Genomic DNA, 23,671 nt, shown 5'->3' with positions numbered 1-23,671 from the left:
CATTAAATGATGATCAACTGGCCTTCAATGGCACCAGCTTGTTTCAATGCTTGCAAGATAGCCATCAAATCCGACGGCGCTGCGCCGACTTGATTCACTGCACGGACCAAGTCATCCAACGTTAAGCCTGGCTCAAACTTAAACATCTTGCCCTGCTCTTCGCTGACTTCGATATCCGAGTCTGGTACGACAACGGTTTGCCCACCAGAAAAGCCGTTAGGTTGGCTAACATTCAGGTTTTCTTTGATCGCAACCGTCATGCCGCCATGCGTTACTGCTGCAGGTTTAAGACGCACATGCTTACCAATTACGATGGTGCCCGTTCGTGAGTTAACGATGATTTTGGCTGCACCATCTGCTGGGTCGAACTCTAGGTTTTCGATTGCCGATAAGAACGCAACACGCTGGCTGACGTCACGAGGAGCACGCACGCGCACTGATGTCGCGTCAACAGCGCTCGCCATTTGTGGGCCAAGGAAGTTGTTTACAGCATCCGCCATACGTTGAGCCGTTGTGAAGTCTGACTCAAGCAAGTTGAACGTGATGTAATCACCACGACCAAATGGGTTTGGAATTTCTCGCTCTACTGTCGCACCACTAGAGATAAGACCAACGGTTGGATTGTTACCTACGATTTTAGAACCGTCAGCGCCTTCAGCACTGAAGCCGCTCACTACTAAGTTACCTTGAGCAACCGCGTAAACTTGACCGTCGAGACCTTTGAGGAACGTTTGCAGCAAGGTGCCACCACGCAAACTTTTAGCACTTCCGATGGAAGAGACAGTCACGTCCACTTGCTGACCCGGTTTAGAGAAAGGCGGCAATTCGGCCGTAACCATGACTGCGGCAACGTTTTTAATTTTTGGCTTTGTGCCCGGCGGCATCTGAATGCCGAAGTTTTGCAGCATGGCGGCGAAACTTTGCTCTGTAAACGGGTTCGCTTCACCCGTACCAGGTAAGCCTGAAACCAAACCATAACCCACGAGTTGGTTGCTTCGTACACCTGCCACTTGCGCGACGTCTTTGATACGTGCGGCTTGGGCTACGGTAGAAAACAGAGCAACGCTCATCAGTACTAAAAGGAGTTTTTTCATGCTTACTTATCTCTTGCAGTCAAATTGCCGTCAGCACGGCGTGTTATAGCGCTACATTAAAGAATCGTGCCAAGAAGCCTGGCTCTTGCATATCTTGTTGCAAACCAGTGCCAGAGTACTGAATTCTTGCGTTAGAAACGCGATTTGATGCAATGGTGTTGTCGAAATTAATATCATCCGGACGAATAGTGCCACTTAAACGTATGTACTCATCACCCGTATTTAGCGTCATCCACTTCTCACCGCGGATCACGAGGTTGCCGTTTGCCAGTACTTCGATCACCTCAACAGTGATGTAACCACTGATGCTGTTGCTCTGCTTTGCAGAAGAGTCACCTGCAAATGAGTTGGAGTTGTTTAAGTCATAAGAGAAATTATATTTTCCGCCAATTTGCAGCTCTTCTCCGCCCACTTGAAGCGGGTCCATTTGCGCTTCATTGGTTTTCGATAAATCGGCATTTGCGCTTTTCGTCGCACTGGTTGTCTCATCCAGTGTTACGGTAATAATGTCGCCAATACCACGTGGTTTAGAATCGTCGTATAGGTCGGTAATGTGCTCGGCGCTAAACAACGAACCTGTTGCAGCAGCGTAATGCTCAGGCTTGTTTTTCGGATGAATTGGAGCCCAAGCAGGGTCGCCAGCAACCGGATCACTTCTACCACGTAAAGTATCTACAATACCGCTGCTCTCTTCTTTCGATTTATCGCCTTCTACTGCGTCGACCACAGTGGTTGCTTGTGTCACTTCATCCGTTTCAATCGGTTCCAACATGGCACATCCCGACATCGTAGCAATCAAAGCGAGTAGGCAAATACGTTTCATCGTGAGCTCCTCAAATCTTGCTCTTAATCGTTACAATTGCTGGTTAACGAAGCTCATCATTTTATCGACTGACGAGATCACTTTTGAGTTCATTTCGTAAACGCGCTGGGCTTCGATCATGTTGACCAACTCTTCCGTTACATTCACGTTGGACGCTTCCAGCATGGATTGACGAATTTCACCCAAACCGTCCAAACCTGGAACACCCTCTTGTGGATCGCCACTGGCACCCGTTGGTAAGTAAAGGTTCTGACCAATTGGCTCTAGGCCACCCGGGTTAACAAAATCTGTAATGGTTAACTGACCAACGACTTGGTTGTCTTGCTGCCCTCGGACGCGAACCGACACTTCACCATCCGTACCGACAGTAATAGAAATCGCATCTTCTGGAATCACAATTTCAGGCTCTACAGGGTAGCCAGAACCCGACGTGACTAACGTGCCTTCACCATTTAGCGTGAACTGACCGTTACGGGTATAACCGATGTTGCCGTCCGGCAATGTCACTTGAAAAAAGCCGTCGCCTTCCACCATCATGTCCAGTGCGTTGGTCGTTGTCTGTGCATTGCCGTGCGTGTGCACTTTTTGCGTCGCAACCACTTTAGAACCCGCACCTAGCATCAAGCCACTTGGCAGTTCCGTGTTCTGAGATGACTGGCCGCCAGGCTGGTTGATGTTCTGATAGAACAGATCTTCGAATACTGCACGGCTCTTTTTGTAGCCGACAGTAGAGGCGTTCGCCAAGTTGTTCGAAATCGTGGCAATGTTGGTTTGTTGGGCGTCTAGACCTGTTTTACTTACCCATAGTGCTGGATGCATAGTGAACCTCTAACTCTGTTAACTCATACGAAGCAGTGAATCTGAAGATTTATCCATTTCTTCAGCTGTGCTCATCATCTTGACTTGCATTTCAAACTGACGTTGTAAGTCAATCAATGCGGTCATTTCACCTACGGCATTCACGTTACTGCCTTCTATCGCTCCCGTCTGGAGGCTAACAGTCGCGTCTGCTTCGTAAGGTTGGTTTGGAGTTTTATGGCGAAATAAGCCATTGGTGTCTTTAAACAAGCTTTGATCATTAGGCTTAACAAGCTTAATGCGATCAACCGCTTGGAATTCTTCTGCCGGGGCACCTTGAGGAAGTACAGAGATGGTGCCATCCCGACCGATTTCAATTTTGGAGAGAGGAATAGGCAAAGTAATCGGCGCGTCGTTTTCACCCAGCACCAAATGACCACTTGCGTTCGTAAGCATGCCATTTTGATCGACTTTTAGGTTGCCGTTACGGGTCAACCCTTCTTTCCCTGTATGATCGAGTACCGATATCCAACCGCTGCCTTCAATCGTCACATCCAGATCACGCCCTGTTGTAATCACGCTACCTTGAGCAAAGTTATGCCCTGGACGCTCTGTCATGCTGAACACACGTGAAGGATGGCCTTCACCATAAGCCTGCATTGAGCGAGCCTGTGCTAAATCAGCCCGAAATCCGGTCGTGCTTACGTTAGCCAAGTTATTAGCGCGCAATTGTAGTGCCTGCATATTTTGCTTGGCGCCACTCATTGCGAGAAACAGTGCGCGATCCATAAATTACTCCAAAAAATCTCTCTGTACACGGAGTAAAAGCAATAGTTATGCCAAAACAAAAATAGGCTTATCAATCAATACTTTGAATTAACAATCAACAATTAAAAGAGGTCAATAGGGGCAGAAAACTGTAACGAGAGGCAAGGTTTTGATCCATACGGCGGCAACAGCGGCAAATCGTAGATCAAAGCATGCTTAGCCTGAGTGAGGTGTATTCAGGCTAAGCATCAGATGAATGTCATGATGAAAGTGAACAAAGCGGTAATTACTAAGAAGCAATCACACGCCATTGCTTACTCAAGCAGAGTATCGAATGACCCAGCTAGTGCTCTAGCGGATCTGTAAGATATTCTGTTGTAGTTGGTTGTGTACTTCGAGCGAACGTGAGTTTGCTTGGAAGTTACGCTGAGCAGAGATCAGGTCCACCAACTCCTGCGTCATATCAATGTTTGACTGTTCCAGCATACCGTTATTGATGGTGCCGAAAGAGCCTTTATTTGATTCACCCCAGATCTTGTCACCAGAGAACTGCGTTGAATCCCATTGAGTGCCGCCTTTCTTATCCAGACCTTGCTCGTTTGGAACACGTACGAGAGCAACACGACCCAATGTAACGTTTTCACCGTTTGAGTAAGTTCCCAATACGCTGCCGTTTTCATCGAAGTCAACTTTGGTTAGGAAGCCCGTTGTTGCACCGTCTTCGTCAAACTTAGTCAGTTCGAACGGAGCCGCAAACTGTGTTGCTGAGCCTAAGCCGAAGTTAAGCGTCTGCGCAGGATCGGCACCATTCATATCGACTGGTGTCGTGTTCGTCGCCGGATCACCCAGAGCCACAGAAGTGATTGGCTGACCATTGTTCAAGCTCGCCAACGTACCATCGTTGTTGAACTTCATGGTATGCCCCACATGACCTGTTGGCGTTTGCGCATCACCAGCCGCAACATTTAAAGGCTTTTCACCTTCTTTATCTGTCACGGTGTAGTAAGTGTTCCATGTATTTGGCTGAGTCTGATCTTTCAAGTAATACGTCGTTAGCTTGTAAGACTGACCCATCGAGTCATAAATTGTCGAAGAGGTTGAACGGTTGTATGTATCTGGGTCTGAAAAATCAAACTGCGTTGGATCTTTCAAATCGCCGTTCGCTGGCAAGTTCACACCCACTTCAATGTTTGCTGTTTGTTTTGGCTTACCAAATTCAGCAGGAATATTGATGGGTTGTGGCTCGTATGAAGAAACCTCACCAGAGCTTGGGTCCACTTGGTAACCTAACAAGAACTCGTCGTTCGCGGTCACCATGTAGTTTTCTTTATTTAAGTGAAATGCACCATTACGTGTCAGTTCATTCTGTTGTGGAGTTAGACGCTCTTTCGCTACAGCGAAAAAACCTGTCCCCGAAACACGCAAATCCATTGGGTTGTTGGTGTAAATGCTAGAGCCTTCATGGAACTGCTGTGCCACTTGGCTTGCTTGCGCACCACCACCCGGTGTGGTTTTTGCGTTAGTAAATAAAGAGTTAGAGTAAACATCAGCAAACTCAGCACGGGACTCTTTAAAGCCGTACGTGTTGGCGTTCGCAATGTTGTTACTGGTGGTGTTCAAATCCAGTTGGGCGGCGGACAAACCGCTTAAAGATACATATGACATTCCAAAATCTCCTAATCTAGCGAGCTATGACTACGCTTTGCCGACTTCCAATACTTCTGCAAGTCGAACTGGCGATTCAAAACCAGCCAGATTGAGTAATACGTTTCCGTCACCTTTGCCAAGCAATACGCTGTTTACGTTGGCATACGTCGATACTGGGAACTCTTGCGACTCCCCCTCAACTAAGCCAGACGCTTTCACTTTGTATTTGCCAGCTGGCAGTGGATTTCCGCTTTCATCTTTACCGTCCCAAAGCACACGCGTGTCGCCGGCTGGTTTCGCCCCTACCTCAAAGGTACGAACCAGTTGGCCAGCTTCATCCTCTACACGAACAAACAGATTATCGATAGATTGTGAAAGCTTAACCATTGCCGCCATTGGTGCGTCGTCCTGCTTCACACCTGCTGCTCCTGGGACCAATACGTCACGCCCTACCAAAGAGGAAGCTTGTAACGCTTGATTTGATGTCATTGACGAATTCAAACTCTCAAACTGAGTGTTCATCTTGCCAATGCCATCAACGGTCGCAAATGAAGCCATTTGCGCAATCATCTGGTCATTACTTACCGGCTTAAAAGGGTCTTGCTGAGACAGTTGCTTCGTGAGCAATGATAAGAAGTCTTCCTGTTTTAGGTCCTGCTTACCCGTGCTCTCTTCCGCTTTCTTGTTACTCTCTTGTAGACTTTTAAGCTGGTCGATATAGGACAAGCCGCTTTGACCAACGTTGTTAATTCCGGCCATACGCTACCCCCTTATCCTTATTGACCCATCTGCAGCGTACGCAGCAGCATTTGTTTACTAGAATCAGCGACCTGTACATTAGTTTGGTATGCACGAGAAGCTGAAATCATGTTTGCCATTTCTTCCATTACATTGACGTTAGGCTTGTAAATGTAGCCTTCTTCGTTTGCAAGGGGATGGTCTGGGTTGTACTCCGCACTCAGCGGTTTATCACTTTCTACAATACCCATCACTTTCACTGGCACCGTATCACCGCCACGCATGGCGTTACTTAACTCTGCACCAAACACTGCATGACGCGCTTTGTAAGTGTCTTTCGCAGAGCTGCTGACACTGTCGGCGTTCGCCAAGTTGCTTGAGGTAGTATTCAGACGAACGGATTCAGCGCTCATTGCGGAACCTGTCACATTGAAAACGTTAAATAAGCTCATCTAAATTATTCCCCTTTGATTGCTTTGGTTAAGTTCTTGAATTTGCTGCCTAGAAAGTCGAGTGATGCTTGGTGTCTGATTTGGTTTTGCATAAACAAGTTACGCTCTAAATCCAAGTCTACCGTGTTGCCATCTCCCGTATCTGGTTGCGTAGGAAGACGATATAACTTGTCCCCAACCAACGTTGTAGTGGCAGGAATATGCCGACCATCTGTGCGACTAAGACCAATGCTTGCCCCAGATGTTGCCGCTTGCAATTCCTTCGCAAAGTCTAAACCTCTTGCTTTGTAACCAGGCGTGTTTGCTTGTGCGATATTGGTGGAAATCACCTCTGCATTGCGCTCACGTACGCCCACCGTGTGCTGGTGGATGCCTAGTGCATTGTCAAAAGATATAGCCATGTTTGCCTCTACAATTAAGAACTGACCGTGATTGATAACCAAAAAGCAATTAGCATGCCAAAACCTAAAGCATTACACCAACCTAGTGGTTACCGTGAATTGAAATAGCAATAAGTGAGCCAAAGTAACTGGAATGTCATGTCGTATCACTTTGTTCACTTAATAAAGATACACCGTGTTGAGGGCACAAGGCAAAAACGCGCTTCAACTAATTGAGTGATACATGAAACGCTCGGCGTAGAAAGGTAACAAACAAAAAAGCCTGACACGAAGTCAGGCTTTTCTATCAATGAAGAGATACCGCTATTTAAGCTTGTAAATGATGCCCGGATTACAGCGCACCATTTCAAATTTATCAGTCAGACCAGTTAGCGACTCTGATGCCCCTAACAGCAAGTAGCCACCAGGGTTTAAACTGCTCGCCATTTGGTTAAGCACTTTAGATTTCATTTCTGGAGAAAAGTAAATCAATACGTTACGACAGAAAATGATGTCGAACTTACCCATCAGTGCGTAACTGTCCATCAAGTTTTGTGGACGAAAGTTCACCAAACGCTTGACGTTATCTTTGACTTTCATGCGACCACCGTCCGCATTTTCAAAGAAGGTGCGACGACGTTCTGGTGAAAGCCCGCGACCCAAAGCCAAGTTGTCGTACACCCCTGCACGACACATCTCGAGCATACTTGCCGAAATATCTGTGGCTGTAATGGACACGTTTGGTAACAAGCCCGGCTTGCGCTGTTGCGTTTCCAGGATCGTCATTGCAATAGAATACGGTTCTTGGCCCGATGAACTGGCAGCAGACCAGATCTTAATTGGGCGCTTACTTGCCGCTACTTCTGGCAATAATTTGTCAGCTAAAACCGTGAACGGATAAGTATCTCGAAACCACAAGGTTTCGTTAGTCGTCATCGCATCCACAGCGGCGACTCGTAATTCTCGATTACGCCCTGTAACAACATCACGTAGCAAATCTGATAACGATGCGAGCTTAAACTTCGTCACTAAAGGACTCAGTCGGCTACGCACGAGGTATTGCTTGCTATCACCTAACACGATGCCACATTGCGATTCTAGAAAACGGCTAAAGTCACGATACTCTTGATCACTGATTGTAATAGCAGTCATTAATGTCTCTTTTATTGTGTTAATGCAGATTTAACCGCGTTACCCAACTCATCTGGGTTAAATTTCGCAATGAAGGTGTTGGCACCTACACGCTCAACCATAGCTTGGTTGAATACACCACTTAATGAAGAATGGAGGATAACATAAAGGTCTTTCAAATCGGCATGTCTGCGAATTTCAGCCGTTAAGGTATAGCCGTCCATTTCTGGCATTTCAATATCGGAAATAACCAACGAAATTTGATCGTAGATATTGCCTTCTTGAGCCATTTCAATCAACTTATTGTACGCTTCTTTGCCGTCTTTGACAGATACGACCTCAAAACCGATGGATGTAATCGCACGCTCTACCTGTTTACGCGCGACCGTCGAGTCATCAGCAATCAGTATGCGGCGTACAATAGGCTTTTCTTGCTCTGCTTGTGCGATTTCTTCGCCAATAGCGGAATCCATCGTTTCATCAACTGGCGCAATTTCTGCCAGGATTTTTTCAACGTCAAGGATTTCAACCAGCTCATTGTCAATGTTTGTCACGGCAGTCAAATAGTGCGCTTTACCTGCGCCGTCTGGCGGTGGCAAAATCGCTTCCCAATGCATATTGATAATACGCTCAACCGATGATACCAAAAATGCTTGGATCGTACGGTTAAATTCTGCAATAACAACAAAACATTTATCTAAATCAGTGGTTGGGCGGCCACCAATTGCCAGGCTCAAATCAATAACGGACACGGTATGGCCGCGGATATGAGCGATACCTTTAACCAGAGGGTGTAGATTTGGCATTGAAGTCAGCTTAGGGCACTGTAGTACTTCTTTCACTTTGAATACGTTAATGCCGTAGCGCTGTCGGCCCATCAGTCGAAAGGTCAATAATTCCAATCGGTTCTGACCGACGAGTTGCGTACGCTGATTCACCGAGTCAAGAATCCCCGTCATATGCTCATCTCCATCTCAAACTTTTTGTTTTTAAATGATACTCTACCACTGGCAAGCACGATACCAGGGAGACAGTATGGCGTATTTCACTTTCACTTCGACACCATTGACTATGACAATATGTAGAGCGCTAATTACAAAGTACGCTAAGTCTATCGGCATTTTGCTCAGTATGTTTAGCTTTTTTGTTCATTCAGCTTCAGATAATCAGATCGAGCAAATAAAAACAGCAGCAGAACAACATATTCTTGCTACGGTTGATCAGCCTGATGGTGGCGAGCTATCTGTTAATGCGGCAGAGATCGACTCGAGAATAAAAGCAACGGATTGCCCTGTTCCGTTAGATACATCTGCCTCTTCCACCAGCAGCACGAGAAGTAACATCAATGTGTTAGTGGAATGCCAACCGGATGACTGGAAAGTCTATGTCCCTGTGAGGATCTCGGTATCAGTACCAATGATCGTCGCTACACGAACACTAGGGAGAGGAGAAATCGTCAGCGCATCGGATGTTACCACTTCCATGATCGAGCTACAGCGCTTTCGTAAAGATGGATTTTCTAGCTACGATCAAGTGGTTGGGGCAAAGCTAAAGCGTAATGTTCGTTTAGGCGATGTCGTAGAGAGAAATGATGTTTGTGTGGTATGCCGAAATGAAAAGGTCATTATCAAAGCGGTGAATTCTGGCATGACGATCACAACGCAAGGCACAGCATTGCAGGATGGTTCAGCTGGCGATCAAGTAAGAGTGAAAAATGATAAGTCACAACGTATAATAGAAGGCATAGTGACTGACATTGCGGAAATCACTGTTAATTTTTAATACCCACTGGTAGCGTGTTTAAACTGATCAATAAAAATGCAAAAAATGACTAAAGTTATTTTTGCGCTGGTCGATAGTCTGGATACCAGTATTACGATACAAGGCAAAGGTTAAACATGGCAGGTATAGATAATATACGTTCAGGGCAAATGATGACGACAACAAGTCGCGCACCTGCACGTAACGATTCCAATGCTACCAGCACGACAGAATCAAAAAAGGCGCCAGCGCAACAAGACGCAGTATCACTCAGCCAGCAAAGTAAAGCCGTCAGTAAACTCCAGAAGGATATGGCAGCTTCTCCGGCATATGACAGCGCCAAAGTTGCAGCAATCAAAGAAGCTATCACAAACGGTTCATACAAAGTCGATCCTGAAAAATTGGCTGACAACATGATTAAGTTTGAAAACGAATTGCAAGGCAAAAGCTAACTGACTTAGGCCGAAGGTAAGTATTTTATGGCAGCATTAGTCGATCTCGTTAATTTCCAGCTAGAAAATGCTAAGGCACTTTCCGCTGTTTTACGCCAAGAAACACAAGCAATCACGGCGCGTGTCTCTACCGAGATTGAGAACATTGCCAAACAGAAGATGACGCTCATTGATCAGCTCAGAACAACTGATCAGCGAATCGCCTCTCACCCGCACGTCAATCAACTTACTGAAGATGAGCACCTAAGTCAGGTTGTTGCTCAAATCCAATCGATCGTCCTCGACTGTCAACAAGTTAACCAAGTAAATGGCGAATCGCTTAGTCGCGCACAGCTGAGCTTCAATAAACTCAACAACATGCTTCAGCGAACTCATGGCAAAGTTGGCATGACCTACAATGCGGGCGGAAAAACCCACACCATCTCGACGCTTGGCACCAATATAAAAGCTTAAACGTCACTCCTACCCTCAATTCCCGCGCTCACGTAGATATAAAAAAAGCGACTCATTGTTACCAATCAGCCGCTCAAAAAGATTATCTGTCTAGTGAAATGGTTTAAAACAAAGTTTGCTGACGCTTCTCAGGTACCTGCTGAACTTCTCCATAATCACGTAGCTTATCCATCTTACGGATATCCAGACGCAGCTCAGTCACATAACTGTCTTCAACAAGATAACTACGCACAACTTCTGCACCACGAATTACACCATCGACGGCACCAGTGGTGCTTTCAATACCCAAACGCTGGTCTTGCAGCTCTGCACGTCCACTAACACGCATGCCATAAACTTGCTCTGCTAGCTCACGATAAGCATCAATTTTTGATGCGCGCATTGCTCGTACACGCTTTTCTTCAACTGTGCGGCCTGTTTGCTCACTGACGCTAGCGTAACCCACCGCCACTAAGATTTCATCTTGACGCATCTGTTGTAATGGCTGACACCCAACCAATATCAGTGTGGCAACAATAAATAATAACTTCTTCATGCTTCTATCCTATGGACGGAGAATCACAGTGTACGGCTGACGAATGGTAGGGTCAGAACGAATCAACACACCATCTTGTGTGCGAATGCTATTTAACGTATCTAAGTCACGCCCAATACGGTCAGCCGGAAGGAAACCTTGCGCTGTCGCTACAACTACACGGCTTTGCATGCCAACCACGCGTGCATTGACAAGCACTCCGCCCTCTTGGCGCAACATTGTTCCGGTCAGTACATACTGAATTTGCTGCTCTTGAGCTAAATCTTGCCAATCACGACTTAAAGCAAAATCGCCCTGCTGCGTCACTTGAATAGAGCCCGTAGTTTTGAAATCAACCACTTTAAACCCTCGGCGCTGAAACTGATGGATAAAACCTTCAGAGACCGAGTTACCTAACCAGTTTGTTGCATCCATATTTTGTAGATCAACAAACGAGGTAATCGCAATCGGTGTCCGCGCTGATACTGCCACATTAGAAACCATCAGGTCTTCTGTCATGCTCTCAATGAAAAAGTCCATCGTATGACGCGGACTATCCATCAGCATGAACTGGCTTCCCGAGTACGGTTCTTTACCATTGTAAATCGGTGAGTACGCGCACGATGTCAGAAGCGTCATCATCGATGCGGCGACAAGCCACTTTTTCATGGTTTGATTCTCCAGATAATCTTAGGTGATACCGTTCTTTATTAATTCCTTTCCAAGAAAGTGAATATTGGAACAGTCTTTGCTTTTCTTTGTTTGCCTAACGAAGAAAAACCCACCAAACTTCACTGAATTTGTTAAAGCAATATTTATACCCGAACGGTTGTAACCAATGAAAAAAATATTAAACAGTCTGTTTTCAATCACTTTAGTGATGCTTGTGCCTTTTAAGGTCATGGCATCTTGGTATGAAGTCACAGGCGTTGCCACCATCGTTTCTTCAGAAGAGACGGCAAGGCTCCATGCGTTGGAAGACGCGCTGTTCAAAGCCGTCAATTTTTCGGGCGCAGATATTGGCAGTATTAGCAACTTGATGCCGCTATTAGAAGAAAGCCGCAACGAATACCAGTTTACCAATCATGAAGTCCGTTACATTTTGGTCGAGTCTGAACGCAAACGTCGCGGTAAAGTCGAGGTAAAAATCCGCGTTGATATTTATCCATCGGCAACGGGTTGCCACACCGATCAATACAAAAAGACAATGCTGGTCGGCAATATTGAGGTCGCATCACCACAACAAGCAGTGATGGGACAAATTTATCAAGTTGGTGACGATTTTAGCCACGTAGTGAACCGTCAACTTGATCAAACCTCACGCAGCTTTGTGTCTGTTGGTACAACGGACTACTCAATAAGCAGCAACTATCCTGCTCGCACTCAAATGATCGCACAAGACAATGGCGCACAATACATCATTGGAGGGGTCATAACCGATCTCACTGCAACGGTCGAATCTCAACTATTGCAAGATGACATCATCAATCGTCAGTTTGCGTTAGAAATGAAAGTATTTGATGGTAAAACTGGCCATGAAATCTTCAACAAAGCCTACCGTGAGGTCGCGCGTTGGCCATTTGCTAAGACGAGTCAAGTGGACACTCGTAGTGCACGTTTTTGGGCATCGACCTATGGCGAGATGATGCTTCGCGTTAGTCGCAATATTATGTTGGATCTGGAGTCGGAGCTGTCTTGCAAAATTACATTGCCAGAGGTTGTGGCAGTCTTCGGTAATACCGTAACGATGGATCTCGGCCGTATGCACGGCGTAAAAGAGGGAGACAAATTGCAGCTTTGGCACACCGCGTCGTTTATCGACCAAAATGGATTGCCAAGAAACAAAGTCTCGCAAAGCGAAATTACATTAACGGTATCACGCATATATGAACACGAAGCGGAACTGACGATTGATCAGCCAAATTTAGCATCTAGCGTTCAAATTGGCGACGTAATGAACAAGATCCTATAAAAGCAAACATTAAGTCTTGAGATATGCTCACTTTTGAATATCATAGGCAGCGCATCTTATTTGATTATACCAATGACCGTAGCGAATCGTTCAACGTGATGCTGATACAGATCTGGTAGATTGCTAGATTTGAACTCAGTAAAACAGTGCAATGAACTGCAACTATTGGTATTACGCCCCCATGGCACAGCTGGATAGCGCAGTCCCCTCCTAAGGGACAGGTCGTAGGTTCGAATCCTACTGGGGGCGCCATATCATAGCCTTAGCTCCCACTTGAGCTAAGGCTTTTTTGTATCTTCAATTTCAAGCCTCGCACTGCTCCCCCTAGTACATCGTGTTAGGTAATCTTCCCAGTAATCAATATGATCGGATCAGGTGTTTCGGTTACGGGATAAAGTCTTCTACTGATCTGACTTCTTCCCCTTGAAATCATTTCAACAAGCCCTATTTACAGTTTTGTATTTTATTACTTTAATTATCTATGAGTTTTGCTTACCCTTTTAGCTATTAATAAAATTATTAGTTAGCACTATGTCTAAGAGCAATTTAATAACTAACACTGGACACCGCTTTATTTCTAAAGGCAAGACAGCCTTTAAGATACATATCCATACCCCCGAGGATACGGTACTACACCGCTCGGTAGGATTTGTTCGTATTGGAGAAAAGAAAGGCTTACAAAAAGCCATTAAGCTGAGAAACGAGTTAGGCCGGCAAATGTGGGGCAAATTCTGGCGACGTCTTTTGAAAGACCCTTACCTAATGACTAGGCTTCCACATAGCGTTGAGCCTAAAATCGTTCACAAGCCTAACCCTACTCTTGAAAACCCTGACAACCGAGATACGTGTTACATCGCCAAGTGGCGAGAGTTCAATGATGACGGCGAGTATAAATATAAAACGGTGGTTCGCTCTATTAGTAAGTACGGCAAACTTGCCGCCTACATGCAAACCAAAAAAGCGTTGTTAGAAGCACATAAAGATAACTTGGAGATCCTGACATTTATGGGGCGTTTAAACAGCATTGATCTTAAGTAATACCTGGCCACTTTGAACATTTCAGTCAGTTTTTTTGAAGAGAAATAAAAAGCCCCAAAGAGCGAACTCTTTGGGGCTTTCAGCTTCAGTCTTCTATACTACGGTCGAATAGGAGCTTATTGCTGAACTTGGTATTCAAATTCTGGAACAACGACTTCTACGCGACGGTTTTGTTGACGACCTTCACGAGTGTCGTTTGAAGCGATTGGGTTGCTTTCACCTTCGCCACGAGCTTGGATACGTGATGAATCAATACCTTTTTCAACGAGTGCGTTAGCAACAGACTCAGCACGTTTTTCAGAAACTTTTAGGTTGTAAGCTGCTGGACCAGACGTATCTGTGTAACCTACAACTTCAACGTTCGCTTGTGGGTGCTCGTTTAGGAAAGCAACTAGGTTATCAAGTTTTGCAGCGCTCTCTGGTTTTAGAGTTGTGCTGTTTAGATCGAAGCTACCTGTACCAATTGTTTGAGTTTCGAATGTTTTCGTAACTACAACTGGCTCTTCTACCACTTCTTCTACAACCACTTCTTCAACAACAACTGGCTCTTCTACGATTACTGGCTCATCGTTGCCGCCGAATTTGAAAGAAACACCTAGTGTTGCAGTGTTACCTGTCGCACGAGTTACATCGTTGCTGATGTCAGTCAGTGTTTGGTATTCCGCACGAGCTGTTACGTTTTGGCTTAGGTTGAATTCAAGACCAGCCGCGCCTAGGTAAGAGTAATCATCTTTGCCATCAAACATTACGTAAGCGCCACCCACTTTACCGTAAAGTGCGATGTCTTCAGTGATTGGTAGGCTAAATTTAGGAGCAAGAGTGATCGCTTCTACGTGGCCACCGAAAGAAGTTTGGTTAAAATCACCGATGTTGTCGAAACCCGCTTCTACTGCGAAGTATTTATTCATTTCGTAACCAACAAAAGCGCCAAGAGTAGAATCGTCTTTGTCACAAGCCTGGCCCGCTACACACGCGTCTTCCATCCATGACTTACCCATCTTACCACCAACGTATACTTCTGCTTGTGCTGCTGAAGCCATAAGTAGAGACGCTGAAATTACCGCTGCTAATTTTTTCATTATTGATTCCTCTAAAGAAGTTCTTTTGTTAGATGCCGAAATGCGCCGTCTGACTGACGTTGTATTTCAATTCTTTTTATTCATTCCTTGAGTGAGATACTTAGTCAGCTTCTTTTTATGCACATGCATTTTTTTTATGGAAGCAACTTACGTACATTTCCTGTTCAGTGATACATATCGCCATCTCGGTATCGCTGACGGGACGAACTATAACGCTAAGAAATCGCGAGAAAAATCCCAATTCTGTCAATTTATTGTCATCAAAAATCTCGACAACATGTGATCTTAAGCAAAAAAATCCCCACGCAATCACGACGCAAACGTTTGCTTTAATTTTTAGAACAACATAGCTAAAACAAAGACTTTTCTTAAAAATGAGACAAATAAAATGGAACTTTAAGGAACATGGATAAAAATCAATCAGATATTTGATATATAATCGCTCATTTTTTATTCACGCCAACGATATTTGGATTAAAAAATCTTATCCATATTGAGGTAAATTACAGTTGAAACCATCTCTTCATTCACCAATATGAGAGAAAGTTTCTCGTTATCTAAATTGAAGATACAAAAAAGCCGCGGTTGCTCACCGCGGCTTTGTGACTATTTATTCAAAAAGAACGTTCAGTTCAAAGCAATTATGCGTTTGCTTCACGCTCAGCAATGAACTCAAGCGCCATCTTAATGCGAGCAATACAACGCTCTTTTCCAACCAGCTCCATTACTGCATCGACAGAAGGAGACTGACCGCCGCCTGTAACAGCAACACGTAATGGCATACCGATTTTGCCCATGCCGATTTCCAACTCTTCACATACTGCTGCGATAACGCCATCTTTGATGTTCGCTGTCGTCCACTCAGTTAGTGCTTCCACTTTCGCTAATGCAAGTTCTAGAGGCTCTTTAGCCACGCCACGCAGGTGTTTCTTCGCTGCGCCCGCTTCAAACTCAGAGAAATCTTCATAGAAGTAACGGATTTGCTCAGCTAGCTCAACTAGTGTGTTGCAACGCTCACCCACCAGCTTGATCACGTCAGTAATAGCAGGACCATTCGTTACGTCTAGTTTTTGTTGATCTAGATGCCATTGTAGATGCTCAGCAACGTACGCAGGATCTGAGTTCTTGATGTAGTGGTTGTTCAACCATTGCAGTTTGTCAGTGTTAAAAGCAGACGCTGACTTAGATACTGCGTTTAGGCTAAATAGATTGATCATCTCTTCTTGAGAGAAGATTTCTTGGTCACCATGAGACCAACCAAGGCGCACTAGGTAGTTGTTTAGTGCCGCAGGCAGGTAACCCATATCGCGGTATTGCATGACTGATACAGCGCCGTGACGTTTAGACAGTTTCGCGCCGTCATCACCCAGGATCATTGCACAGTGTGCAAATGTAGGTACTGGCGCACCTAGTGCTTCGTAGATGTTGATTTGACGAGGCGTGTTGTTGATGTGGTCTTCGCCACGAACAACGTGAGTGATACCCATGTCCCAGTCATCCACTACTACACAGAAGTTGTAAGTAGGTGAACCGTCTGTACGACGAATGATTAGGTCATCCATTTGATCGTTGCGGATTTCAATGCGACCACGGATTTGATCATCAAATACTACGCTGCCTTCTTTCGGGTTACGGAAACGGATAACACATGGATCACCATCTTTTGCCGCTTCGTTTGCTGCTTTGATTTTTGGATGGTTAGCATCGTAGCGAGGCATTTCTTTATTTGCTTCTTGCTCTGCACGGATTTCATCTAGCAGCTCTTTAGACGCGTAACATTTGTAAGCTTTGTCTTCAGCAAGAAGCTTATCAACCATTTCGTTGTAACGGTCAAAACGTTGAGTTTGGTAGTAAGGACCTTCATCCCACTCCAAGCCTAGCCATTCCATGCCTTCAAGAATTGCATCAACCGCTTCCTGAGAGTTACGCTCAAGGTCTGTATCTTCGATACGTAGAACGAATTCACCACCTTGGTTTTTAGCGTATAGCCAAGAGTAAAGTGCAGTACGCGCACCACCAACGTGTAGATAGCCAGTTGGGCTAGGAGCAAAACGAGTTTTAACCGTCATTTGAGTTCCTTAGGGGTAATGAGCAACGAGAGATCTCTCGTTGTAATGTCAAGGATAAAAGTGGCGACATTTTACCACCGTAAGTCAATTCTACAATCGGTTTGACAACAGAAATAAAAACAGGGCAGAACCAAAAAGGCACAGCCCTGCTATTTACTGTTAAAGCACGAGACGAAATTACTTCAGGTTACGCATTGCCCATTGCATAAATTCTTGCTGCTCTTCACGGCTCAATTCATTAAACGATGCTTTGATTGTTTTGGTTTCCGCTGGAGAAGACGCAATGCTTGCCTTAGTCGATTCTTTATTCATTGCGTTATTATAGTCGGCAACTTCTCGCTCGTAATCACGAAAACCTTGCAAACCACCTTTACGAAGTTGAACCATAGAGAATGCCACTTCTTTTCCGTTTTTGTCTTTCAATACCACTTTAGGATCGAGTTCGAAGGCTCTCGCCTCTTCAATAGTACGGAATGTTTGATAAGTCAGAGAAAGCTCGGTGTCTTTTTCTGCATCAAACTCTAATACCAGCGGCTGCGAATCGAATTTACGGCGCTTTCCATCTTCAAATACGATTTGTCCAACCGTTACCGCTAATTGGTTTTCCCCATCTTTTAACTCGATGCTGTTGTTCTTGGATATCCACTCAGGGTAGACGAACTCGCCGTTGAGAACGCGAGGAACTAATTCAGATTGCAGAGTGAGTTGAGCAGCAAAAGCTGGCGCCGAAAGCATTGCGCAAAGTCCGAGAAGTGTCGTTGTTTTTTTCATCATGGTTTCTCACTTTATACCAATTTAGATAAGCCTCTAAAATTTACAGGCCAGTCATTTCAAAGGCTTATTTGAATAAGTATCAAGATAAAAAGGGCGTTTCCGCCCTTTTAGCTGCTTCTTTAATTAGAAGTAGTATTCAACACCTACAGAGAACTCGTCGTAGTCAGCAGACTTCCAACGTGCTTCTGTTGGTTTATCTAATTGAGACGCACCGTCGCCAAAGTCTAGAGTACGAGCACGTACGTACAGCACTGCCGATGGGTCTACGAAATACATAACTTGTGCTGATAACACATCGTCCGCTGTATCGTTAATTTTCTTACCATCACGCTCTAGATCAAAGTTAGCGGCGTAAGCCAGTTTGTATTGCCAATCACCCGTGGTGTACATGATAGCGGCAGACATTGCATCTTGCTTTTCACTCACACCATTGCTTGCGTCCGCTTCCATGTATTTGTATTGCGCAAAGAAAGAGATCCCGTTATCAAACCAGCCTTGTGCCCCTACCAAGTACGTGTTGTTTTCCCACGTTTGGCTTTCCATCTTGATATTACGGTTACCTTCATATGCCGCATCTAACTGGATAGGACCAATTTTGTAGTGTGCTGCGATACCACCCCAGTAGTCATCCCCTTCACCTAGACCTGCTTTATCACCTGCACCAGCTGCGATATCTAGGGAGAATTTGTCAGCAAACATTGGAGAGTCCCAGCGGATAGTGTTTGATTGACGGTCTTGGTACTTGGCGCCACCAATAGCACCACCCCAGTCGTATACATCGCCGAGGCCAGGGTTAGATGCTGGCCAGTCAACCAATTCGTACATAGGTGTCAAAACACGACCCAGGCGAATTTGCCCCCAAGATGCACTTTCAAAACCGACGAATGTGTCACGTTCACCAAGACCTGCGCCCTCGCCACCAAAGCTAGGGTCTACATAACCGCCTTCGATTTGCCAAATAAAAGTAGGGTCGAAGTTAGCAAATTGTTTTTTACCACGGAAACCAATACGAGACTCGTTGTTTAGCTGCATGCCACCCAAATCATCGTCCGTTGCTTTGCTGCCAGAATCGTAATCGCGGTACGCGGCCTGCATCGCGATGATTCCGTAAACTTCATAAGAAAATGAATCTTTGGTTAGAAACTCTTTTGCTGCGTCACTGTTTGCACCATCAGCAAATGCAGCACCACTGAACATCATGCCGGTAATTGCCGTGGCAAGTAGGCTTTTCTTTAGGTAAGACATTATAAACCCCTATATTTTTAGTTTTTTCCATTTTCAAATTCACTAACTAGGACATGGCAGGAACTTGAAACAGTGTTTGGACGGGGCAAATATGACAAACTTTTTTCGCACTAAAAAACTTTCCCTACAGCAATCTGAGCGACTTCAAAATGAGAAGATCAAAAATAAAATAAATCAATAAAAAACAATTAGTTAAAATCAAATATAAAAAATAAAAAACGTTAAAAGTACGTTTTGACACTGAACTGACATTGAGAGCATCTAAAAAACGTGAGCGACTTCATTCATCTTTTAGGTGTTTTAACGGAACTTTATATTCAAAGAGAAAAAACCTTGAGATCACTCGCAAGTAAAATGACCGTGCACTTGTGGGATTCGAGAGATTTTGACGAAATTGTTGTGAGTAGCAAATGGGTATTGACCTTACCCTTGCAGGAAGGTTTAAGCTCATAGCATCACTACTATTGAGGTGCAGATTATGTATCAGTTAGTTATACCTTTATCAGGGCTCAACTGCATGGGCTGTGCGAGAAAAGTTGAGAATGCTTTACATGCGAATCACGATGTGGAGATCCTCAATTTGTCCCCGACGCAAGTAGAGGTCAAAACCGAGTCTTCTCTTAAAGAGCTCGTCTCGTCGATTGAATCTCTTGGTTACCAAGCAGGAAATCACTACGAACTAAACCTTTCAGGCTTAAGCTGTGGCGGTTGCGTCAAAAAACTTTCATCTTTATTAGAATCTAATCAAGACGTTATTTCTTTTGAGGCTTCAACAACGCACTTAGAGATTCGTACCCTCCTCTCCGAGCAACAAGTGATCGACTTAATAGCAACACTCGGCTATACCGCCAACCTTGATTCTGTTGAAGTAGAGAACGAAAGCTCACCAGAGACCGAACAGGTAGAACAGCAAAGCAATATTAAAGATACGCAGGTGCCACCAGCGAGTATTCAATTGCAAATGCTGATTCAAGGCATGACGTGTGCGAGTTGCGTATCTTCAGTAGAGAAAGCACTTACTAACGTGGAAGGTGTTGAGAAAGCACAGGTCAACCTTGCAGAACAAAGCGCACTAGTATTCGCAAGCCAAGACTCTGATGACCTCCTTAACGCAATTGTTGAATCGGTAAAACAAGCCGGTTACCAAGCAGAGATCCTACAAGACGCCGCAACCCAGCAAGAAAAGCAAGCACAGCAACAACGTCAGCAACAAAAACGCTTTAAACTGGATGCTATTGCTGGCCTTGTCGTCGGAGCCCCTTTAATGATTTGGGGCGTTGCTGGCGGCAATATGATGATTCGCAACACCAACGACCAATTAGCTTGGGGAGTGATCGGTATCGTATGTTTACTCCTTCTTGCCACAGCAGGGAAACACTTCTTCAGTAACGCTTGGTTAGCTGCTACTCACAAGCGCGCCACCATGGACACGTTAGTCGCGCTCGGTACTGGCGCAGCGTGGTTCTATTCGATGCTTGTGGTGATTTTCCCAGGCTGGTTCCCTCTTGCTTCACGCCACGTGTACTTTGAAGCGAGTGCAATGATCATCGGCTTAATTTCTCTTGGTCACTATATAGAAGCAAAAGCCAAAGCAAACACAACACGCTCATTGCAAGCTCTGATTAACCTGCAACCTCAGCAAGCTACGGTAATCACGGAACAAGGCGATCAACAAATAACGGTTGAGCAAATCACGCTAGGCATGAAACTGCGTATCAAACCAGGCGAGAAAGTGCCTGTTGATGGTGTTGTGATTCAAGGTGAATCATACATTGATGAGTCGATGCTCACTGGTGAACCAGTACCAGTGTTAAAAGCGCAAGAGGCTCAAGTGTCTGCTGGGACATTAAATACCGATGGTGGATTAGTCATTGAGGCAACGGGCATTGGCGCAAATACCATGCTGGCTCGTATCATCCGCATGGTGCGCACAGCGCAAAGCAGTAAGCCAGCCATCGCGAAACTGGCAGACCAGATTTCATCGGTGTTTGTCCCTGTCGTTGTTGGCATAGCAATACTGGCCGCGCTCGTTTGGTTTGCCGTTGGCCCAGAGCCAAAAGCGAGTTATATGCTGGTGGTCACCACAACCGTCCTGATCATCGCATGCCCTTGCGCTCTAGGCTTAGCAACCCCACTTTCTGTCACGGTGGGAGTGGGTAAAGCCGCAGAGCTCGGCATTCTGATCAAAGACGCCGACGCCCTTCAATTGGCAAGCAAAGTCGACACGGTTGTATTCGACAAAACTGGCACGCTTACCCAAGGTAAACCTAGCGTTCAGCAAGTGTTTACTCACGCCACCAGCCAAGAAGATCTATTGGCTTTAGCGTATGCGGCAGAGCGTCAGTCTGAGCACCCACTGGCAAAAGCGGTATGTGATTACGCCAAACGACACGACGCAAAGGGTGTCTCATTAGACAAGTTTGAGAACGTTCGCGGGCGCGGCATTTGGGCGACGTATCAAGATAAACCGCTGCTCATTGGTTCGCTTCAATTTATGCAAGCAGAGAACGTCGAGACTAGCGCACTAAAACCTGCCATCGATGAATGCGCAAAAAATGCGTGGACTCCGGTAGCTGTGGCATTGAACGGCGAACTGATCGGCCTGATCGCCATTGCCGACCCGATCAAATCAGATGCGAAACAAGCGCTCTCTGCATTAAAATCGCAAAGCATCAAAACGGTAATGCTGACGGGCGATAACCAACACGTTGCCAATGCTATCGGCCAAGAACTTGGTATTGATGAAGTGATTGCCCAAGTAATGCCAGATGAGAAAGCTCAGCACATTGAGCAACTTCAATCTCAAGGACATGTCGTGGCAATGGTGGGGGATGGCATTAACGACGCCCCTGCTCTCGCCTTAGCCAACCTTGGTATTGCCATGGGTAGCGGCAGTGATGTCGCCATTGAAAGTTCGCAAATGACCATCCTGAACACGTCACCAATGGCGGTAGTACATGCGATTGAACTCTCTCGCGCTACACTTAAGAACATGAAGCAAAACCTATTTGGTGCCTTTGTTTACAACTCGTTGGGTATTCCAGTTGCCGCAGGTGTGCTTTACCCAGCGTTTGGATTTTTGCTCAGTCCTGTTGTCGCAGGAGCGGCAATGGCACTGTCTTCAATTACTGTCGTTAGTAATGCAAATCGACTACGACTGTTTTCAGTAAAGTAACCACTTCTTTTTGAGGGTATTATGAAGTTGAAACTATTGACCTTTGCAATGCTTGCGACCGTGTCCGCCAACGTATTGGCAGCCGATGTCATTAACCACAAATCGCCATACTGTGGCTGTTGTGGAGAATGGACAAAACACATGGAAGAGAACGGCTTTACGGTCGAAGAAAAATTGCACGATGACATGAACGCCATCAAACGCGAGCTAGGCATCAAGAACGAACAGCTTTACTCTTGCCACACGGCAGAGATCAACGGCTATCTGTTCGAAGGTCACATTCCAGCCGAAGACATTAAAGCGTTTTTGAAAAATCCACCACGTAACGCAAAAGGCCTATCAGTACCGGGCATGCCAATGGGCTCCCCTGGTATGGAATATGGCGACAAAAAAGACAGCTACACCGTTTACGCCTTTAACGAAAAAGGCCAAGTGTTCGAATATAGCCACCACGAAGGCAACGACCAATAAAAACAAAGCCCAGCGAGATAAACCGTTGGGCTTTTTCTTAATGGACAGTTAAGACAAATATAAAATTAGAAGCCGTAAGAGGCACCAAATACAAAAGCGTTATTCACTAGGCTGTCACCACTCGCGTTTTCTGCACCGTGTGCTTGACTACGGAACTCAAAGTAAGGTTGAACACCTTTACGAGTCCACGTTGCACGAAGCTCGTGGTCCATGGTTTCCGCTTCAATCATGTAGACGTTGTTGTAGCTTAGCGTCACATCCTCATTCATCACGTAACCGATGCGGTTGTCCATGCGGTAATCTGTATCCGCATCTGCGTCTGTCGCATCAATGTGCGCACGAGTACGGTTACTTAAGGAGATGCCGTTATCGAAGTTGTAACCGATCTTAACCAATGGACGGTACTGTACGTTCTCGCCAGCAGAGAACAGGTGTTGGTAACCCGCGGCAACCCATAAATGATCGGTAATATTAAATGACTGCTCACCACCCACAGTGATTGCTGGTGTTGTGTTACCTGCGCCACCGTTTTCTGTTTCCAGTTTACCCAACTGAATACCATCAAATTCGGTGTAAACCGTAAAGCCGCCGAATTGGTTATCAAAAGTATGACCAGCTTCCAGTGTAGACGTAACGTCCGAACCATGAATTCGACCATCATCGTGGAATTGAACATTACCTGTTACGTAAGAAGAACCAGCAAAAGCGCTAGAAGCGAAAGCGAGAGAAAGAGCACTCAGTGCAAAAATGTTTTTCATAATTACTGCCTTTATTTATTCACGTTATGCGATAGTTTTAGAGGACATCTCTTCCCTTTTATCGCAAACTTTGGAATGT

24 protein-coding genes and 1 tRNA gene are annotated in these 23,671 nt (G+C 45.4%); 8 read left to right on the top strand and 17 right to left on the bottom strand.

Annotation, left to right across the window (positions count from 1 at the left end):
- Nucleotides 1-2: 2 nt before the first annotated feature.
- The 10 genes from R7R24_RS22750 to R7R24_RS22705 all read right to left on the bottom strand — a co-directional run bounded on the left by R7R24_RS22750 (nucleotide 3) and on the right by R7R24_RS22705 (nucleotide 8,790).
- Nucleotides 3-1,094 carry a flagellar basal body P-ring protein FlgI gene (locus R7R24_RS22750; protein WP_054579496.1) on the bottom strand — a complete coding sequence of 364 codons (1,092 nt, stop codon included), beginning with the start codon at nucleotides 1,092-1,094 and terminating at the stop codon, nucleotides 3-5.
- 43 nt (nucleotides 1,095-1,137) lie between these two features.
- Nucleotides 1,138-1,917, bottom strand: a complete 780-nt coding sequence (flgH, locus tag R7R24_RS22745; RefSeq protein ID WP_005382033.1) for a flagellar basal body L-ring protein FlgH — start codon at nucleotides 1,915-1,917, stop codon at nucleotides 1,138-1,140.
- A 30-nt stretch (nucleotides 1,918-1,947) separates the two neighbouring features.
- The gene (gene flgG / locus R7R24_RS22740) at nucleotides 1,948-2,736 is read right to left on the bottom strand and encodes a flagellar basal-body rod protein FlgG (protein WP_005382032.1); all 789 of its coding nucleotides are present in this window, start codon (nucleotides 2,734-2,736) and stop codon (nucleotides 1,948-1,950) included.
- Between the two features lie 18 nt (nucleotides 2,737-2,754).
- The gene (gene flgF, locus R7R24_RS22735) at nucleotides 2,755-3,504 is read right to left on the bottom strand and encodes a flagellar basal-body rod protein FlgF (RefSeq protein ID WP_005382031.1); all 750 of its coding nucleotides are present in this window, start codon (nucleotides 3,502-3,504) and stop codon (nucleotides 2,755-2,757) included.
- A 330-nt stretch (nucleotides 3,505-3,834) separates the two neighbouring features.
- On the bottom strand, nucleotides 3,835-5,148 hold the full coding sequence (flgE, locus tag R7R24_RS22730; RefSeq protein WP_005382030.1) for a flagellar hook protein FlgE: 1,314 nt from the start codon (nucleotides 5,146-5,148) through the stop codon (nucleotides 3,835-3,837).
- A 30-nt stretch (nucleotides 5,149-5,178) separates the two neighbouring features.
- Complete coding sequence (gene flgD / locus R7R24_RS22725) at nucleotides 5,179-5,889, bottom strand: flagellar hook assembly protein FlgD (protein WP_005382029.1); 711 nt, start codon at nucleotides 5,887-5,889, stop codon at nucleotides 5,179-5,181.
- Between the two features lie 17 nt (nucleotides 5,890-5,906).
- On the bottom strand, nucleotides 5,907-6,320 hold the full coding sequence (gene flgC / locus R7R24_RS22720) for a flagellar basal body rod protein FlgC (protein WP_005393132.1): 414 nt from the start codon (nucleotides 6,318-6,320) through the stop codon (nucleotides 5,907-5,909).
- 5 nt (nucleotides 6,321-6,325) lie between these two features.
- Nucleotides 6,326-6,721 carry a flagellar basal body rod protein FlgB gene (flgB, locus tag R7R24_RS22715; RefSeq protein WP_005382026.1) on the bottom strand — a complete coding sequence of 132 codons (396 nt, stop codon included), beginning with the start codon at nucleotides 6,719-6,721 and terminating at the stop codon, nucleotides 6,326-6,328.
- 303 nt (nucleotides 6,722-7,024) lie between these two features.
- Nucleotides 7,025-7,852: a CheR family methyltransferase gene (locus R7R24_RS22710; RefSeq protein ID WP_005382024.1), complete on the bottom strand. Its 828-nt coding sequence runs from the start codon at nucleotides 7,850-7,852 to the stop codon at nucleotides 7,025-7,027.
- A gap of 11 nt (nucleotides 7,853-7,863) precedes the next feature.
- Complete coding sequence (locus tag R7R24_RS22705) at nucleotides 7,864-8,790, bottom strand: chemotaxis protein CheV (RefSeq protein ID WP_005382022.1); 927 nt, start codon at nucleotides 8,788-8,790, stop codon at nucleotides 7,864-7,866.
- A gap of 76 nt (nucleotides 8,791-8,866) precedes the next feature.
- Here R7R24_RS22705 and flgA point away from each other — a divergent pair, with 76 nt between their 5' ends.
- The 3 genes from flgA (at nucleotide 8,867) to R7R24_RS22690 (ending at nucleotide 10,497) form a co-directional block, all read left to right on the top strand.
- A complete protein-coding gene (gene flgA, locus R7R24_RS22700) occupies nucleotides 8,867-9,613 on the top strand; it encodes a flagellar basal body P-ring formation chaperone FlgA (protein WP_005382020.1) in 747 nt (248 codons plus the stop codon).
- A gap of 116 nt (nucleotides 9,614-9,729) precedes the next feature.
- Nucleotides 9,730-10,044: a flagellar biosynthesis anti-sigma factor FlgM gene (flgM, locus tag R7R24_RS22695; protein ID WP_005382018.1), complete on the top strand. Its 315-nt coding sequence runs from the start codon at nucleotides 9,730-9,732 to the stop codon at nucleotides 10,042-10,044.
- Nucleotides 10,045-10,071: 27 nt separating this feature from the next.
- Nucleotides 10,072-10,497 carry a flagella synthesis protein FlgN gene (locus R7R24_RS22690; protein ID WP_005382015.1) on the top strand — a complete coding sequence of 142 codons (426 nt, stop codon included), beginning with the start codon at nucleotides 10,072-10,074 and terminating at the stop codon, nucleotides 10,495-10,497.
- Between the two features lie 103 nt (nucleotides 10,498-10,600).
- Here the strand turns inward: R7R24_RS22690 and flgP are convergent, their stop codons facing one another.
- Both flgP and R7R24_RS22680 read right to left on the bottom strand, forming a co-directional pair.
- Nucleotides 10,601-11,032 carry a flagellar assembly lipoprotein FlgP gene (gene flgP / locus R7R24_RS22685; protein WP_005382014.1) on the bottom strand — a complete coding sequence of 144 codons (432 nt, stop codon included), beginning with the start codon at nucleotides 11,030-11,032 and terminating at the stop codon, nucleotides 10,601-10,603.
- Between the two features lie 9 nt (nucleotides 11,033-11,041).
- Nucleotides 11,042-11,680 (bottom strand): FlgO family outer membrane protein, encoded by a 639-nt coding sequence (locus tag R7R24_RS22680; protein WP_005382013.1) that lies wholly within the window; start codon nucleotides 11,678-11,680, stop codon nucleotides 11,042-11,044.
- A gap of 169 nt (nucleotides 11,681-11,849) precedes the next feature.
- Here R7R24_RS22680 and R7R24_RS22675 point away from each other — a divergent pair, with 169 nt between their 5' ends.
- The 3 genes from R7R24_RS22675 to R7R24_RS22665 all read left to right on the top strand — a co-directional run bounded on the left by R7R24_RS22675 (nucleotide 11,850) and on the right by R7R24_RS22665 (nucleotide 14,021).
- Nucleotides 11,850-12,983, top strand: coding sequence for a flagellar assembly protein FlgT (locus tag R7R24_RS22675; protein WP_005382012.1), 1,134 nt, complete (start codon nucleotides 11,850-11,852; stop codon nucleotides 12,981-12,983).
- A gap of 175 nt (nucleotides 12,984-13,158) precedes the next feature.
- Nucleotides 13,159-13,235: transfer RNA gene (locus R7R24_RS22670), tRNA-Arg, on the top strand.
- 279 nt (nucleotides 13,236-13,514) lie between these two features.
- Nucleotides 13,515-14,021, top strand: coding sequence for a hypothetical protein (locus R7R24_RS22665; RefSeq protein ID WP_005382011.1), 507 nt, complete (start codon nucleotides 13,515-13,517; stop codon nucleotides 14,019-14,021).
- 116 nt (nucleotides 14,022-14,137) lie between these two features.
- On the opposite strand, the gene R7R24_RS22660 is transcribed toward R7R24_RS22665, so the two are convergent.
- From R7R24_RS22660 to chiP, 4 genes are all read right to left on the bottom strand, one after another.
- Nucleotides 14,138-15,100, bottom strand: coding sequence for an OmpA family protein (locus R7R24_RS22660; protein ID WP_054576685.1), 963 nt, complete (start codon nucleotides 15,098-15,100; stop codon nucleotides 14,138-14,140).
- A gap of 641 nt (nucleotides 15,101-15,741) precedes the next feature.
- On the bottom strand, nucleotides 15,742-17,169 hold the full coding sequence (gltX, locus tag R7R24_RS22655; RefSeq protein WP_005384075.1) for a glutamate--tRNA ligase: 1,428 nt from the start codon (nucleotides 17,167-17,169) through the stop codon (nucleotides 15,742-15,744).
- A gap of 177 nt (nucleotides 17,170-17,346) precedes the next feature.
- The gene (locus R7R24_RS22650) at nucleotides 17,347-17,943 is read right to left on the bottom strand and encodes a DUF2057 domain-containing protein (RefSeq protein ID WP_005382008.1); all 597 of its coding nucleotides are present in this window, start codon (nucleotides 17,941-17,943) and stop codon (nucleotides 17,347-17,349) included.
- Nucleotides 17,944-18,066: 123 nt separating this feature from the next.
- Complete coding sequence (chiP, locus tag R7R24_RS22645; RefSeq protein ID WP_005382007.1) at nucleotides 18,067-19,188, bottom strand: chitoporin; 1,122 nt, start codon at nucleotides 19,186-19,188, stop codon at nucleotides 18,067-18,069.
- Nucleotides 19,189-19,666: 478 nt separating this feature from the next.
- On the opposite strand from chiP, the gene R7R24_RS22640 reads away from it, so the two are divergent.
- Together R7R24_RS22640 and R7R24_RS22635 are read left to right on the top strand one after the other, a co-directional pair.
- Nucleotides 19,667-22,363, top strand: a complete 2,697-nt coding sequence (locus R7R24_RS22640; protein ID WP_054579499.1) for a heavy metal translocating P-type ATPase — start codon at nucleotides 19,667-19,669, stop codon at nucleotides 22,361-22,363.
- Nucleotides 22,364-22,384: 21 nt separating this feature from the next.
- Nucleotides 22,385-22,834 (top strand): DUF411 domain-containing protein, encoded by a 450-nt coding sequence (locus R7R24_RS22635; protein WP_047102912.1) that lies wholly within the window; start codon nucleotides 22,385-22,387, stop codon nucleotides 22,832-22,834.
- Between the two features lie 65 nt (nucleotides 22,835-22,899).
- Here R7R24_RS22635 and R7R24_RS22630 read toward each other — a convergent pair whose 3' ends face one another.
- Nucleotides 22,900-23,592 carry an oligogalacturonate-specific porin KdgM family protein gene (locus R7R24_RS22630; protein WP_005382004.1) on the bottom strand — a complete coding sequence of 231 codons (693 nt, stop codon included), beginning with the start codon at nucleotides 23,590-23,592 and terminating at the stop codon, nucleotides 22,900-22,902.
- Nucleotides 23,593-23,671: the final 79 nt, after the last annotated feature.

Source organism: Vibrio sp. 704 (assembly GCF_033339295.1).
This window is presented reverse-complemented; position numbering and strand designations above follow the sequence as displayed.

What these genes read in the sequence shown, in the direction of transcription:
- gltX (WP_005384075.1), bottom strand. Translation starts at nt 17,169, where the DNA reads ATGACGGTTAAAACTCGTTTTGCTCCTAGCCCAACTGGCTATCTACAC.
- flgG (WP_005382032.1), bottom strand. Translation starts at nt 2,736, where the DNA reads ATGCATCCAGCACTATGGGTAAGTAAAACAGGTCTAGACGCCCAACAA.
- R7R24_RS22675 (WP_005382012.1), top strand. Translation starts at nt 11,850, where the DNA reads ATGAAAAAAATATTAAACAGTCTGTTTTCAATCACTTTAGTGATGCTT.
- flgM (WP_005382018.1), top strand. Translation starts at nt 9,730, where the DNA reads ATGGCAGGTATAGATAATATACGTTCAGGGCAAATGATGACGACAACA.
- flgB (WP_005382026.1), bottom strand. Translation starts at nt 6,721, where the DNA reads ATGGCTATATCTTTTGACAATGCACTAGGCATCCACCAGCACACGGTG.
- R7R24_RS22750 (WP_054579496.1), bottom strand. Translation starts at nt 1,094, where the DNA reads ATGAAAAAACTCCTTTTAGTACTGATGAGCGTTGCTCTGTTTTCTACC.
- R7R24_RS22665 (WP_005382011.1), top strand. Translation starts at nt 13,515, where the DNA reads ATGTCTAAGAGCAATTTAATAACTAACACTGGACACCGCTTTATTTCT.
- R7R24_RS22710 (WP_005382024.1), bottom strand. Translation starts at nt 7,852, where the DNA reads ATGACTGCTATTACAATCAGTGATCAAGAGTATCGTGACTTTAGCCGT.
- R7R24_RS22705 (WP_005382022.1), bottom strand. Translation starts at nt 8,790, where the DNA reads ATGACGGGGATTCTTGACTCGGTGAATCAGCGTACGCAACTCGTCGGT.
- flgP (WP_005382014.1), bottom strand. Translation starts at nt 11,032, where the DNA reads ATGAAGAAGTTATTATTTATTGTTGCCACACTGATATTGGTTGGGTGT.
- R7R24_RS22650 (WP_005382008.1), bottom strand. Translation starts at nt 17,943, where the DNA reads ATGATGAAAAAAACAACGACACTTCTCGGACTTTGCGCAATGCTTTCG.
- flgA (WP_005382020.1), top strand. Translation starts at nt 8,867, where the DNA reads ATGGCGTATTTCACTTTCACTTCGACACCATTGACTATGACAATATGT.
- R7R24_RS22635 (WP_047102912.1), top strand. Translation starts at nt 22,385, where the DNA reads ATGAAGTTGAAACTATTGACCTTTGCAATGCTTGCGACCGTGTCCGCC.
- flgD (WP_005382029.1), bottom strand. Translation starts at nt 5,889, where the DNA reads ATGGCCGGAATTAACAACGTTGGTCAAAGCGGCTTGTCCTATATCGAC.
- chiP (WP_005382007.1), bottom strand. Translation starts at nt 19,188, where the DNA reads ATGTCTTACCTAAAGAAAAGCCTACTTGCCACGGCAATTACCGGCATG.
- R7R24_RS22690 (WP_005382015.1), top strand. Translation starts at nt 10,072, where the DNA reads ATGGCAGCATTAGTCGATCTCGTTAATTTCCAGCTAGAAAATGCTAAG.
- R7R24_RS22630 (WP_005382004.1), bottom strand. Translation starts at nt 23,592, where the DNA reads ATGAAAAACATTTTTGCACTGAGTGCTCTTTCTCTCGCTTTCGCTTCT.
- R7R24_RS22640 (WP_054579499.1), top strand. Translation starts at nt 19,667, where the DNA reads ATGTATCAGTTAGTTATACCTTTATCAGGGCTCAACTGCATGGGCTGT.
- flgE (WP_005382030.1), bottom strand. Translation starts at nt 5,148, where the DNA reads ATGTCATATGTATCTTTAAGCGGTTTGTCCGCCGCCCAACTGGATTTG.
- flgF (WP_005382031.1), bottom strand. Translation starts at nt 3,504, where the DNA reads ATGGATCGCGCACTGTTTCTCGCAATGAGTGGCGCCAAGCAAAATATG.
- R7R24_RS22680 (WP_005382013.1), bottom strand. Translation starts at nt 11,680, where the DNA reads ATGAAAAAGTGGCTTGTCGCCGCATCGATGATGACGCTTCTGACATCG.
- flgH (WP_005382033.1), bottom strand. Translation starts at nt 1,917, where the DNA reads ATGAAACGTATTTGCCTACTCGCTTTGATTGCTACGATGTCGGGATGT.
- flgC (WP_005393132.1), bottom strand. Translation starts at nt 6,320, where the DNA reads ATGAGCTTATTTAACGTTTTCAATGTGACAGGTTCCGCAATGAGCGCT.
- R7R24_RS22660 (WP_054576685.1), bottom strand. Translation starts at nt 15,100, where the DNA reads ATGAAAAAATTAGCAGCGGTAATTTCAGCGTCTCTACTTATGGCTTCA.